At 39.6% G+C, this 14,221-nt stretch carries 10 protein-coding genes and 1 other RNA gene; all 11 read right to left on the bottom strand.

The annotated features are described in order from the left end of the window. Positions 1 to 2: 2 nt before the first annotated feature. The 11 genes from EO113_RS04120 to EO113_RS04170 all read right to left on the bottom strand — a co-directional run bounded on the left by EO113_RS04120 (position 3) and on the right by EO113_RS04170 (position 14,183). The gene (locus EO113_RS04120) at positions 3 to 2,729 is read right to left on the bottom strand and encodes a DNA translocase FtsK (RefSeq protein WP_127135626.1); all 2,727 of its coding nucleotides are present in this window, start codon (positions 2,727 to 2,729) and stop codon (positions 3 to 5) included. A gap of 115 nt (positions 2,730 to 2,844) precedes the next feature. Beyond that, entirely contained in the window at positions 2,845 to 4,143 is a 1,299-nt protein-coding gene (locus EO113_RS04125) for a replication-associated recombination protein A (RefSeq protein WP_127135627.1), read from the bottom strand. 277 nt (positions 4,144 to 4,420) lie between these two features. Then, positions 4,421 to 4,593, bottom strand: a non-coding RNA gene (gene ssrS / locus EO113_RS04130) — 6S RNA. A 98-nt stretch (positions 4,594 to 4,691) separates the two neighbouring features. Next, entirely contained in the window at positions 4,692 to 6,488 is a 1,797-nt protein-coding gene (aspS, locus tag EO113_RS04135; RefSeq protein ID WP_127135628.1) for an aspartate--tRNA ligase, read from the bottom strand. Between the two features lies 1 nt (position 6,489). Continuing rightward, entirely contained in the window at positions 6,490 to 7,764 is a 1,275-nt protein-coding gene (gene hisS, locus EO113_RS04140; RefSeq protein WP_127135629.1) for a histidine--tRNA ligase, read from the bottom strand. Next, on the bottom strand, positions 7,764 to 9,386 hold the full coding sequence (gene hemZ, locus EO113_RS04145; RefSeq protein ID WP_240633661.1) for a coproporphyrinogen dehydrogenase HemZ: 1,623 nt from the start codon (positions 9,384 to 9,386) through the stop codon (positions 7,764 to 7,766). Before hemZ ends, hisS begins: the two co-directional genes overlap by 1 nt. After that, on the bottom strand, positions 9,379 to 9,870 hold the full coding sequence (locus EO113_RS04150) for a Fur family transcriptional regulator (RefSeq protein ID WP_009352981.1): 492 nt from the start codon (positions 9,868 to 9,870) through the stop codon (positions 9,379 to 9,381). The genes hemZ and EO113_RS04150 overlap by 8 nt, the downstream gene beginning before the upstream one ends. Then, the gene (locus EO113_RS04155) at positions 9,863 to 10,933 is read right to left on the bottom strand and encodes an AI-2E family transporter (protein WP_126940559.1); all 1,071 of its coding nucleotides are present in this window, start codon (positions 10,931 to 10,933) and stop codon (positions 9,863 to 9,865) included. The genes EO113_RS04150 and EO113_RS04155 overlap by 8 nt, the downstream gene beginning before the upstream one ends. An 8-nt stretch (positions 10,934 to 10,941) precedes the next feature. Further along, complete coding sequence (locus tag EO113_RS04160) at positions 10,942 to 11,565, bottom strand: MBL fold metallo-hydrolase (protein WP_127010219.1); 624 nt, start codon at positions 11,563 to 11,565, stop codon at positions 10,942 to 10,944. A gap of 12 nt (positions 11,566 to 11,577) precedes the next feature. Further along, complete coding sequence (dtd, locus tag EO113_RS04165) at positions 11,578 to 12,027, bottom strand: D-aminoacyl-tRNA deacylase (RefSeq protein ID WP_127010220.1); 450 nt, start codon at positions 12,025 to 12,027, stop codon at positions 11,578 to 11,580. Continuing rightward, complete coding sequence (locus EO113_RS04170) at positions 12,024 to 14,183, bottom strand: bifunctional (p)ppGpp synthetase/guanosine-3',5'-bis(diphosphate) 3'-pyrophosphohydrolase (protein ID WP_369813337.1); 2,160 nt, start codon at positions 14,181 to 14,183, stop codon at positions 12,024 to 12,026. The genes dtd and EO113_RS04170 overlap by 4 nt, the downstream gene beginning before the upstream one ends. Between the last annotated feature and the right edge of the window lie 38 nt (positions 14,184 to 14,221).

Genomic DNA, 14,221 nt, shown 5'->3' on the forward strand with positions numbered 1-14,221 from the left:
CTCTAATCTACTGTAAAATTTGGGAAATATAGTTCTCTAATTTGATCTTCTCCCATTAAAATATCGCGACCTTTACTACTATTCGTAGGAGGACCAATAATTTTCATATCTTGCATGGTATCAATTAAACGACCGGCTCTAGAAAAACCAACTCGCAATCTACGTTGCAAAATAGAGGCTGACGCACTACGTTGTTCTAGTACAATTTGTACAGCTCGTTCCAACAATTCATCTTGTTCCTCATCACTGCCAACGGCATCAGAACTTTCAGCACCTTTATCTGTTTCTGCCATCATCACTTCATCATATTCTGGCTGACCTTGTCCTTTGACAAAAGCAATCAATTCTTCCACTTCTTCATCAGAAATGAAGGCCCCTTGGATACGAATTGGTTTATTCGCTCCTATAGGATTAAATAACATATCCCCACGACCTAATAGGCGTTCTGCTCCTGCTTGGTCCAGAATAGTGCGAGAATCAATTTGAGTAGCCACTGTGAAAGCAATACGACTCGGCACATTGGCTTTAATTTTGCCTGTAATCACATCCACCGATGGACGTTGCGTTGCCAATACCATATGAATCCCTGCGGCACGTGCTTTTGCTGCTAATCGGTCAATGGATTCTTCCACATCTGGATTAGTCATCATCAAATCAGCTAACTCATCGATAATAATTAAAATGAGAGGCATCGATTTGGTTGGATTTTGCTTATTATAGCTAGCCACATTACGCACGCCTGCTGTGGCTAATGTCATATAGCGGGCATCCATTTCACGAACTGCCCATCGTAATACAGCAGCTGCTTTATTCATATCTGTTACCACTGGCAACATCAAGTGTGGAATACCATTATACACGGATAACTCTACCATTTTAGGGTCCACCAAAATCAGTTTCACTTCATCTGGCTTACGACTAAACAAGATGCTAGAGATCAATGTATTGACACAAACAGATTTACCAGACCCCGTGGATCCAGCCACCAATAGATGTGGCATTTTAGCCAAGTCCGTAATAACCGGCATGTCTGCAATATCTTTACCAAGTCCTACCGGAATACCACCACTCGCTTGTTGGAACTCTTCACAGTCCAATACATCTCGTAAATGAACTGCAGACACATTTTTATTAGGAATTTCAATGCCTACTGCAGACTTTCCTGGTATAGGTGCTTCCATACGAATATCAACGGCTGCCAAGCTCATTTTTAAATCATCTTGTAAACCCATAATTCGGCTTACTTTTGTCCCTTTCGCAGGTTCTAATTCATAACGTGTTACCGTTGGACCTTGAGTGGCATTCACCACTTTTGCTGTAATACCAAAATTATCTAATGTTTCTTCTAGTAAGACTGCATTATGAGCCACTTCTTCAGTGGTCACAGGATTGGATTTTCCCTGTGAAAGCATCGTCAACGGAGGATATTGATAAGGCTTTTCTATCGTCCTAGGACGCGCCACACCATCCGTGTTCACAGCTACTGCTGCAATATCTTCTTTCGTAGTTTCAATGGTTGGTACTTCTACCAAGGATCCTACATAATTAGTAGTTTGCAAAAATGATGGAGGTTTTATAGGTTCTAAATTTATAGACTCTTCTGGTACATAAGACTCTTCGTCCACATCTGTGGTCTCCCTATCTTCCCCTATATCCTGCAAAGAAGCATCGTCTGTGATAGGTTCCTCTGCTCGATCTACCACTGGAGAATCCTCTAGTACCTCCACCATAGAAGTACTAGTCACTATCTCATCTTCAAGTAGTTCTGGCTCTAGAATATGGTTATGTGTAGTATCATATTCTTCCATTTCAGTAAAATCTGCTTCCATCTGTGCATTGGAAGCGATTACTTCTTCCTCTGGTGTGGGGTTTACCGTTTCTTCTAGGTTTGATACCTGTGTTCTCTGAACTTCCTCAATTGCTTTTTCAGTAGATTCAGCACCAGTTTTTTCGGCAATTACATCAACATCAGTTTCCAATTCTATATCTAACGTATCCTCTTCTATTTTAGGATACCTAGTGTCTTTTTCACGATCATAGGCCTTACGACGTTCTTCACGCCATTCATGTACTTGTTCACGAATGGCACTAGCTGTTTCTGTTGCTTTTTCTTGCGCTATTTCAAGCCCCACACTAGCCTTATCCTTCGCTTTATGCAAGCCTTCACGGAGGGATAATTTGGTAATCCCCAATACACAAGCAAGGCCAAGAATGGATGTCACTAAAATGCCGCCAATATTCCCTAATAAATTTCTTAAAAAGACTCCTAATAAACCACCTAGTACACCGCCATTATTTGCTAATGTTGTAGTTCCTAATTCATCTCCATTATCGACATTCCACAGTACCAGTTGCACTAATACAACTAGTAATAACGCTGTATATAGCAATCCTTTTCTTGTAATTGATGCCAATGCCCCTTTATAAAGCCAGCACCAGCCATTGTATAGAACCCATATAGCTACAACCCAACCACCTAGGCCAAAACCATAAGAGAAAATACCACTGATAATACTTCCTAAGGCTCCCAGTTCAATGCCGGCCATACCTACAAGTGCTAATATAGCAAAACACATGAGAAGTAAGCCTTTCACCTCAGTGCGAATTCCCTTAGGCTCTGCTTTAGTTCCCCTAGTGCTACCTCGTTTATCTTCTTTAAGAGGCGTAGAACGTTTCGATTGTATCTTTTGTCCCCTTCTTGGGGCCTTACCTTTCTTTTCCTCTGCCATCTTCCACTCCAAAACTCTGTTTCTATCATATACCTTAGCACTTTATTATACCATTTTCACCTATGAAAGTATATCGAATATTCTCAAAGCTGAGCCTTCTCACAAGAAAATAACCTTATCCTTTACGTGTTTTCCAAGCTTTCACAATTTCCCCTTCACAACCCCGTTCTAAAGGGGTATAGAATGTCTCACCTACTAAGGTATCTGGTAAATACTGTTGCTCCACATAACCATTGGGATAATCCTGTGCATAGCGATAGCCAACTCCATGTCCTAATTGTTTAGCCCCTCCATAATGAGCATCTCGTAAATGTTTCGGCACCTCACCTTGCTCCTTATGGCGCACCGTATGGATAGCTGCATCAATTCCTAGGTAGGCACTATTGCTCTTAGGTGCTAAAGCTACATATACAGCAGCCTCTGATAATATAATGCGCGCCTCTGGTAGGCCCACCATATGGGATGCTTGAGCCGCTGCATTTGCCACTACCAAGGCTTGTGGATCTGCTAGTCCTACATCTTCTGCCGCACAAATAACGATGCGTCTAGCAATAAATACAGGATCCTCTCCTGCCTCAATCATACGAGCTAAATAATATAGCACCGCATCTGGATCAGATCCACGCATACTTTTAATGAAAGCAGAAATTACATCATAGTGATTATTCCCCTTCTTATCATACCGATACACTCGTCGACCAAGTACTTTTTCTATAATTTCTATAGTAATTTCTCCACCAGATCGAACCATAGCTCCCACTTGCTCCAAAATATTTAGAGCCATACGGGCATCTCCATCTACAAAGCGGCCTATATCCTCTAATAGATCGTCTGTCACAATCAGCGCTTTCTTACCTAGACCATACTCTTCATCTGTTAAAGCACGACGTAAGATAGCCACTAATGCCGTAGCATCTAATCGCTCTAGAGTAAGCAAGCGCAATCGAGATAAAAGAGGTCGATTCACTTCAAAGAAAGGATTCTCTGTGGTGGCACCAATTAAAATGATTTGACCACTTTCCACTGAAGGCAACAATACATCTTGCTGACTTTTATTGAAGCGATGAATTTCATCTAAGAATAAAATTGTCCTCTGGTGTAAAGATGTACGAATACGCATCGCTTCTTCAATAGTGCTTCGAAGTTCACCAATCCCCACATTGGTCGCATTAAGCATAACAAAACGACTACTAGTTAGCTCCGAAATGATTTTGGCTAACGTAGTCTTACCTGTTCCAGATGGCCCATATAGCAATAAAGAGGGTACCTTATCTTCTTCAATCATAGAGCGAAGAAATGTTCCAGGCCCTACTACTTGTTCTTGTCCAAAGAAATGGTCCAATGAACGTGGTCGCATGCGGACCGCCAAGGGTTCAAATGGATCTACTGGTTCCATATTCTCAAACAAATTCATCCTTACACCTCCCTATATTTACCATCATATATTGATAACTACTACCGTGCATGCAGTAGTACATATATATACTTATACATAGTTGATGCCCGAGCTTCCTTCTTAGTAGCCGTATAGAACAATTCCTGTATAGTTTACAAAATCACGTTGAGCAACAAACTTGTAGAAACCTGATGTTACAACAAATATTATCTGTACATTATTATACATGCATCCAGTTATATAGTCTATATGTTCTTATTAATGCAAAAAAAATAAACCACCATAAGGCGGTTATAAAGGCCCCACTATGCCGTATCCATACCGTGTTTTGATCCTGCAAGGGCAGGTGGGTTTCCTCCTTGTAAGATTACAGTCCTCGTAGAGGCAGAGCGCCCTTACAAGAGTGAGAATCCCTAAGTTAAAATGTTGGCTCAAAACTGCGATATAACACGCACATAGCAGGAATTTCTTTACTCATAGTATAACAGAAAGGAACGGTCATTTCAAGAAGAAATACACCGTCCCTTTCCTTAAAAGTATATCAATTTTCTATTGGACAAATTCAATTATACTAATTTTTCTTTTGCCACATCTGTTTTGATATGTAATTCACGCAATTGTTTTGGCGCTACCTCAGATGGAGCTTGGCTCATCAAATCAGATGCACTTTGTGTTTTAGGGAATGCAATCACGTCACGGATGGATTGACGTTTCGCCATCAACATCACCAAACGGTCTAAACCGAAAGCACAACCACCATGTGGAGGAGCACCGTATTCAAAGGCATCTAACATAAAGCCAAATTTAGAACGACTTTCTTCTGTGCTTAAGCCGATCGCATTGAATACTTTTTCTTGTACATCAGATTGGTAAATACGGATGGAACCACCACCGATTTCCACACCATTCAATACCATGTCGTAAGCGATGGCTTTCACAGCACCTGGATCTGTGGCTAACAAGTCCATATCCTCTTCACGTGGAGATGTGAACGGATGATGCATTGCCACAAAGCGTTTATCTTCTTCGTCGTATTCAAACATAGGGAAATCAGTTACCCACAAGAAGGCCAATTTGTTTTCATCAATTAATCCACGGCGTTTACCCATTTCAAGACGTAATTCGCCAAGAGCTTTCGCAACTACAGCTGGTTTATCCGCAATCATTAATACCAAGTCACCTGGGTCTGCGTTCATTTTTGCACCAATGTTACGAACAGTATCTTCACCTAAGAATTTCATAATTTGAGATTTAATCGTGCCGTCTTCATTGAAGCAAGCCCAAGCCAAACCTTTGGCACCGTAGATGCCTACGAAGTTTGTCAAATCATCTAATTCACGACGAGGAATGCCAGCATAGCCTTTTACGACGATACCTTTTACTTGACCACCGTTGTCGATAACGGAGCGGAATACTTTGAACTCAGTATCTTGCACACAGTCAGTTACATCTGTAAACTTCATATCAAAACGGATATCCGGTTTATCAGAACCATATTGATTCATTGCATCATCCCAAGTCATACGAGGCATTGGTAATGGAATTTCCACATCTTGTGCCGCTTTAAATACATGGGCAATCATTTGCTCTTGCATGTTCAAGATTTGCTCTTGGTTCATGAAGCTCATTTCGATGTCCAATTGTGTAAATTCAGGTTGACGGTCTGCACGTAAATCTTCATCACGGAAACAACGAGCAATTTGGAAATATCTTTCATAGCCAGCAACCATCAAAATTTGTTTGAAAATTTGTGGAGATTGTGGCAATGCATAGAATGTACCAGGATTTACACGAGATGGAACTAAGTAGTCACGAGCTCCTTCTGGTGTACTTTTTGTCAACATTGGTGTTTCAATTTCCAAGAAACCATTGTTGTCAAAGAAATCGCGCATCGCTTTTGTCACTTTATGACGCAAGATCAAGTTTGCTTGCATTTCTGGACGGCGAAGATCTAAATAGCGATATTTTAAACGAATATTTTCATCTACATCGATATTGTCTTGAATATAGAATGGAGGTGTTTTCGCTGCATTCAATACACGTAACTCTTCACAATACATTTCATATTTACCAGTTGGTAAATTAGGATTCACAGCCGCTGCATCACGTTCTGTAATTGTACCGCGTACACACAATACATATTCATTACGTACATCTTCTGCTTTATGGAAGGATTCCATATTATGATCAGGAGATGCCACGATTTGCACAACCCCAGAGCGGTCACGTAAATCAATAAAAATCAATCCACCATGATCACGACGGCGCTCTACCCAACCGCAAAGAACCACTTCTGTTCCTACTTGTTCTGCACCGATAGTTCCACAATGATGTGTACGGTGTAAACCTTTCATAGTTTCCATTCTAATTTCCTTTCACTAACTCAGTTATACGGTTTGTAATCTCAGCTAAGGATACTGTTTCTTGTTCAGATGTATCCATATATTTTAAGATGACCTTACCTTCAGCTAATTCATTATCACCAATTATAATAACATATTTTGCGTTAATTTTGTTAGCATACTTCATTTGGCTCTTCATAGATTTACCAGAACCTTCCATTTCTGCTTTTACATAGGCATTACGCAAGGTATTTGTAATTCTGAAAGCCTCTTTTTGTGCCATTTCTCCTAATGCCACTACGAAGACAGAGTCTTCTTGTTCTCGTTCTGGCAACAAACCTTGTTTTTCTAGAGCCAACAATAACCGTTCCATACCCATCGCAAAGCCTACCGCAGGTGTATGTGGTCCATCTAGTTCTTCTACTAGACCATCATAACGACCACCACCAGCAACAGCACTTTGAGACCCCAATGGAGTGTACTGTACTTCAAAAGCAGTTTTCGTGTAATAGTCTAAACCGCGAACCAAGCGTGGATTTAAACTGAATTTCTCGCCAGCTGCTGTTAAGTATTCTTTCACATGATGGAAATGATCTTGACACTCTTCACATAAATTATCACTTAACTCCGGAACCCCTACTGCCAATTGTTGGCACTTTTCTTCTTTACAATCAAGGATACGCAATGGATTCTTGTATAAGCGGCTTTGACACAGTTCACATAGTTCTTCTTTTTTTGGTTCAAAGAAAGCAATTAATTTTTCTCTATACGCAGGGCGACACGTTGGACAACCTACAGAGTTTACTTCTACATTCAAATCTTTTAAACCTAGGTCACGCAATAATTGCAACACCAAAGAAATACATTCCGCATCAGCACTTGGAGCTTGTGTACCCAATAATTCTACCCCAAATTGATGGAATTGACGATAGCGACCAGCTTGCGGCTTATCGTGACGGAACATAGGGCCAATATAGAACCACTTTGTAATCGATTCTTGTCCATAAATTTTATTTTCTAAATAAGCCCGTACTGCAGATGCCGTTCCTTCTGGACGCAATGTATAGGATTGATCTTTTTTATCTCCTGTAGGAAAGGAATACATTTCTTTTTGTACGATATCTGTAGTTTCCCCAATACCGCGTAAAAATAAGCCTGTTTCTTCAAACATAGGCGTACGAACTTCTTCAAATCCATAGGTCTTACATAATCGACGAATGGTATTTTCAATATAGTACCAATTTCCAAGAACACTCGGCAATAAATCTTGTGTCCCTCTTGGTTTTTGAATAGCCACTAGCTGTCCCTCCAATGTTCATTACTTAGTAAATCGCGTTTCTCTAATAGTCGTTGTATATCTTGAATATACGTATCTACATCTTTCGGCATGTATTGTTTTTGTTGCCTAAAATCAGCACCATCTATCCATTTAGAGACACTACCTGGTCCTATGGAAAGTATGGACTGACGTTCTTCTATCATTTGTATATTATAAATGCTTTCATAGTTTGGCAAGGTGTAGCCAATGTTCTCCATTTGCCCCACCATGTATTGTTGACGATACATATAGTATGGTATATATCCTAATTGCAATAATGCTTCATGGGTTTCATCTAACATAGTTTGGACCATATCCTCAGAAGGAATCTCTTTGGCAAAGCTACTCCCATATAAAGGACTACCTTTTTTCAACGCTAATGTATGGACAGTTACATTATGAGGACGTAACTGCTCAATGTATTGCACATTCTCTTCCATATTTTTTACTGTTTGACGTGGTAATCCTGCAATAAAATCCATATTGATAGAACAATTTGTGTGACTCTCCACATACTCATAGATAGATAAAAATTCTGCAACGCTATGACCACGGCCAATGATACGCAACAAATCATCCTGCATCGTTTGGGGGTTCAAGCTAATCCTAGTAACACCCGCATCTACAATAGATTGAACCTTATTAGCATTCAATGAGTCAGGACGCCCCGCTTCTACAGTAAATTCACGGCCCTTTGGAATCACATCTCCCAATGCATGCACAATATGGTGAAAGTCTCCATCTCCTAAACTTGTTGGAGTTCCTCCACCCATGTATAACGATTGTACCTCTAAACTATGTGTTTTAACAAGTCTTTTCATATGTTCTATATCACGATGATAGACATCCACAAAGTCTTGTACCTTTCCATAGTTTTGAATCAGTCCATACGGAAAGGAACAATAGGTACAATGAGTTTCACAGAAAGGAATACCACTATACAAACTAATCTCCTTAGGAGATTGTTGTACATGTGCTACATACGGGCGTTCCAGTACTGCCACCTGCTCTAATAATTTCCACTTCACATGGCTAATACTATGGGTACTTTCCAGTTCTTGCCGAACCTTCTCTAAATCACCTAAGGAGTCCCATAGTTTATGGGTCAACTTTGTAGGCCGTACGCCTACTAAAGTGCCCCATAAACTAGTCCTCACACCCATTATACGTCTAAGCTCTGATAAGACTTCTCTGCCTATCAGTTTCCGACCTTCCACAGTATCTTTTCCAGAAATAGACCATATATGAAGATAGTCTGCATATAACTCTGATGGTCTCTGTATACCAGTCTCCAATAGCTCTTCTTGTACTCTAGTATGGCAAAACAACTGTACTACCAACTGTGTACCATCAGTTTCTGCCTCTAGTTCACTGGTAATATCACCAGATTGTACTAACACACTCGGAGCAGACTCATTTTGCCTATACTCGTTAAGAAATGGATCTTGTATATAAGAACCAACGCTAGATTTTCTAATATCCGATACATATATAATAAAGTCAGGGTTGTCTTTCGATGAAAACAATCCCACTGCACCACATTGATGAGCTATGACAGAACCTAACTCCATAGGTCCTTCATAGCTATATGTATTATGCATGTTCTTTTTCAGATTCTGCTTGTTTTGCCTTTTCATGACATTCGCCACAGAAACCGTATACTTTTAATTGATGGTCTGTGGTATGGAAGTTCAATTTTTTAGCGATAATGGATTCTAATGTTTCCAACATATCATCTTCAAATTCTTTGACGCAGCCACACTTAACACAAATCAAATGATGATGGAAATGAGATAATTCATCGCTATTTAATTCATAGCGATTACGACCATCACCAAAATCCAAACGTTTTACTAAGTCTAACTCAGTGAATAAGTCCAATGTACGGTAAATCGTAGCTAAACCAATATCTGGATTGTTCTTTTTCACTAAAATATACACATCTTCTGCACTTAAGTGCTTTTCTTCTGCTTCAATGAACGTTTGTAAGATAATTTGACGTTGTGTTGTTAATTTATATTTTTTATCTTTAATACGCTCTTTTAATTTTTCCATTGTTGCTTGTACTTCCATTGCTTTATCCATGATGTTCCTCTTTCTGTAAACTATAATATTTATTAAAATACCACAACCGTTTTGCTATAATTTGTGCTACAGCTGTCAATGGTACGGCAGTCATCATACCGATCATCCCAAAGAAATAGCCTCCCACAAAAATGGCTGTAATAATAACTAATGGGGGAAGATTAATAACATGCCCCATAATCTTAGGCATAATTATTTGTCCATCTAGCACTTGCAAGATCCCATATGTAATGGCAACTTTTACGGCTAGAGGACCACTAATAACAGCGGCTAAAATAATGGCTGGCGCTGCACTAATAAATGGTCCAATAATAGGAATCCACTCCGCGATACCCGCTAATACTGCTAATACAAGAGGATACGGCAAATCGTAGCAATAGCATACGATAAATGTAAGGCAAAACATATTACTTGCTAATAGTAATTGTCCCCGTAAATATCCTCCTAAAGTACGAATAATATCATTTACTACGTCTTCCAAATGAGCTGAAGTAGGGCTAGAAAAAATATTTAATATAGCCCGTTTAATACTACGTCCATCTTTCAGTAAATAAAATGTTAAAATCGGTACTAACAATAATTGTAATAAGGTACTAGCAAAGGACACGATAGCAAGCACACCACGTTGTGCTAAATCCACTCCATAATTACCAATCGTAACTAAAGTTGAGTTAATCACACCTTCAAATTGATGTGGTATGATACTTTCACCATCGATACCTTGTAATCCTTTTACCACTTCTACAAATTGGTCTAATACATATGGTAAGTTAATTAATAATTTTGTTAATTCACTAATTACTGGTACCATCACATATCGAACCAACACGGTAGATACGAGCGCCACTACCACGAAAGATGGAATAATAGCTAACCATCGTGGGCATTGTTTCCAATACTTTCGAATATATTGTTGCGTCATATTTACCCAAGGCCATAAGAGCAAGGTTAAAATAATAGCAATCACTAAGGGAATCACTACCGGTAATGCAATCGTTAGACCTATACTCGCTAAAATCAGTAAAATACAGCGTAGCCAATATTGTATAGATTTATCTCCCATCCTATCACCTACCGTACAAATGGATTAAATTGCTTTTCATCGCCAATTGTTGTTTCTGGTCCATGTCCAGGATAGACCTTTGTATCTTCTGGCAATGTATATAGCTTTTCTTTAATCCCCTTACTTAATACGTCAAAATCTCCATTAGGAAAATCCGTCCTGCCTATTGACCCTTGGAACAAGGTATCCCCTGCCAGTAAAGTTCCCTCTGTGTAATAACATACTCCACCTGGTGTATGACCTGGTGTTTCAATCACAGTAAAGGTAGTGTCACCTAAGGAAATCGTATCGCCCTCTTTTACATAGCGTACATCATCTACTTCTGCTGTAATATAGCGACCAGAATGAGCACTCAAATTCACCGTTGGATTCGTCAAACATTCCGCATCGCCTTCGTGAATATATACTGGCACATGGTACGCATCCACCAACGTTTTTACAGCCCCAATATGATCACTGTGCCCATGAGTTAATAGAATACCTTGCACCTTAAATTCGTGACTATCTAGAATTTCTTTTAACTTTTCTCCTTCGTCACCTGGATCAGTTACAAGGCACGTATTATCTGCTTCATTATGCACAATGTAACAATTCGTTCCATACGCCCCTAAGGGCATATAATATAACTTCATTTCTTAACTCCATTAAAACTCTTTACTACTTTCTAATAGAATCGTCACAGGTCCATCATTGACCAATGCTACTTGCATATGAGCTTGAAATTGACCTGTACTCACGATTAAGCCTTTTCCTTTGAAAGCCTCTACTAGATCCAAATATAAGCGCTCTGCCATCTCTGGTGGTGCTGCTTTCATAAAGTTCGGTCGACGACCCTTACGCGCATCTCCGTAGAGGGTGAATTGCGAAACTACGCACACTTCACCACCTACATCTAGCACAGATAGATTCATTTTATCTTCTTCATCTTCAAAGATGCGTAGATGGCTTACCTTTTCACAAATATAGTGTACATCCTCTATTGTATCCGTATCTGTTACACCTACTAGTACTAAAAGACCTTGCTTCGTACTACCAATAACAGACCCATCTACGGTAACCGAAGAAGAACTCACACGTTGTACAACGGCTCTCATGCTTTCCCTCCTCGATGGACTGAATATACATCTTTCACTCGGCGCAATTTCGTCATCACATAATCGAGTTGTGACAAATCTTTAATATCTAACATTAAATGAATGGTTACATCTTTTGCATCGTCAGTTTTTGCATTAATATTGGAAATGTTAATTTTCATTTCTGACAAGACTGCCATCACTTCCATTAATAAACCACTGCGATCATAGGCATGCACAGACACACTCACTTGGAATTGATCCTGTGTAGCTCCTTCCCAATCAACCTCAATCATACGATTCAAATCATCTGGGGTATGACCAATATTGGTACAATCTGCACGATGTACAGAAACGCCTCGACCTCTCGTAATATAGCCAATAATGTCGTCTCCTGGTACAGGATTACAGCAACGAGCCATACGAACCATCACACCAGCTTCACCTTTTACAAGAACACCACTGCTACTTTTCTTAGATTTTCCTTGATGTACTTTAAGACGGTCGATGACAGCCATCGTATCTTTTCGCTGCTCTTCCTTAGCCACTTCCTGCTTATGAATATCCACTAATCTGAGTAATACTGTATTCACTGAAAGTCCACCAAAGCCAACGGCAGAGTACAGCTCAGCTTCGCCGCCAGCATTCAAAGATTTTCCAATCTTTTCTAGGCGACCATTTTTTGTTAAGTCCTTCCAATCATAGCCTAAGCGTTTCGCTTCTTTTTCTAATAGTTCTCTACCTTTGACGATATTTTCTTCTTTATTTTCACGCTTAAACCAGTTTCGAATCTTCGTCTTACTTTCTGTAGAGCCGACAATATTTAACCAGTCTAACCGTGGTTTCCCATTTTTAGAAGTGACGATTTCAACGATGTCACCATTTTGCAATTCATAATCCAAAGGAACAATCTTGCCATTAATTTTGGCTCCTACACATTTATTCCCCACATCGGTATGAACACGATACGCAAAATCCAGTGGCACTGTGCCTTTCGGTAACTTCATAACGTCGCCTTTTGGGGTAAAGACGAATACTTCCCCTGTAAAGACATCCAGTTTCAAAGCGTTAAGCAATTCTTTCGGATCGCTTGCATCTTGCCACTCAAGAACATGACGAATCCAGCCTACCTTTGCATCAAAATCAGCTTCTGCTTTCCCTTTATTACCTTCCTTATATCGCCAATGGGCGGCTACACCATATTCAGACACACGATGCATATCCCAAGTACGAATTTGAATTTCTACAGGCTGACCTTTTGTACCGATAACTGTGGTATGCAAGGATTGATACATATTCGACTTCGGCATCGCAATGTAATCTTTAAAGCGATACGGCAAAGGTTTCCATAAACTATGTACTGTACCTAGCACGGCATAACAATCTGGAATCGTATCTACGATGACTCGAACGGCATACAAATCATAAATTTGAGATAAATCTCGATTGTCCTTTTTCATTTTCTTATAAATACTATAAAAGTGTTTGGGACGACCTTTTACATCTGCTTTAATATGAGCATGTTCCAAAGCATCTTTCAAAGTATTCATAGTATCATTTACAATATCCTCACGAGCTTGTCGTTTTTCACTCATCTGTTGTACTAGGTCATAATATTTTTCTGGTTCTAAATAACGGAACGATAAGTCCTCTAGTTCCCATTTAATATTAAAAATACCTAAGCGATGTGCCAATGGCGCAAAAATTTCTAATGTTTCTTGGGCTATGCGTTGTTGTTTATCAGGACGCATATGCTTTAAAGTACGCATATTGTGTAAGCGGTCCCCTAGCTTGATAACTACTACGCGCACATCTTTTGCCATGGCTAAAATCATCTTCCGATAATTTTCAATTTGCTGTTCTTCTTTCGTTTGATACTGAAATTGATTTAGTTTTGTAACCCCATCTACCAAGAATGCCACTTCTGGTCCAAATTGTTCTTCTATTTCCTCTAAGCTTATCTCTGTATCTTCCACTACATCATGTAATAAAGCAGATACCAAGGTAGATCGATCAATTTGTAGTTCGCTCAATATGGTGGCAACCCCTAAAGGGTGCAAGATATACGGTTCTCCAGAAGCCCGTTTTTGCGATGCATGCGCTTTATCTGCCAGTGCAAACGCACGCTCTATGACTGGCCAGTCTTCTTCTGGTAAATAGGACCGAACACGGTCCATAAATTGTCCATATTCTCGTTCTTTATTAAATGTATGCT

The sequence above is a fragment of the Veillonella sp. 3913 genome, assembly GCF_003992235.1.
Taxonomy (GTDB): Bacteria; Bacillota; Negativicutes; order Veillonellales; family Veillonellaceae; genus F0422.

What these genes read in the sequence shown, in the direction of transcription:
- EO113_RS04160 (WP_127010219.1), bottom strand. Translation starts at nt 11,565, where the DNA reads ATGAAGTTATATTATATGCCCTTAGGGGCGTATGGAACGAATTGTTAC.
- aspS (WP_127135628.1), bottom strand. Translation starts at nt 6,488, where the DNA reads ATGGAAACTATGAAAGGTTTACACCGTACACATCATTGTGGAACTATC.
- EO113_RS04125 (WP_127135627.1), bottom strand. Translation starts at nt 4,143, where the DNA reads ATGAATTTGTTTGAGAATATGGAACCAGTAGATCCATTTGAACCCTTG.
- EO113_RS04120 (WP_127135626.1), bottom strand. Translation starts at nt 2,729, where the DNA reads ATGGCAGAGGAAAAGAAAGGTAAGGCCCCAAGAAGGGGACAAAAGATA.
- hemZ (WP_240633661.1), bottom strand. Translation starts at nt 9,386, where the DNA reads ATGCATAATACATATAGCTATGAAGGACCTATGGAGTTAGGTTCTGTC.
- EO113_RS04170 (WP_369813337.1), bottom strand. Translation starts at nt 14,183, where the DNA reads ATGGACCGTGTTCGGTCCTATTTACCAGAAGAAGACTGGCCAGTCATA.
- dtd (WP_127010220.1), bottom strand. Translation starts at nt 12,027, where the DNA reads ATGAGAGCCGTTGTACAACGTGTGAGTTCTTCTTCGGTTACCGTAGAT.
- EO113_RS04150 (WP_009352981.1), bottom strand. Translation starts at nt 9,870, where the DNA reads ATGGATAAAGCAATGGAAGTACAAGCAACAATGGAAAAATTAAAAGAG.
- EO113_RS04155 (WP_126940559.1), bottom strand. Translation starts at nt 10,933, where the DNA reads ATGGGAGATAAATCTATACAATATTGGCTACGCTGTATTTTACTGATT.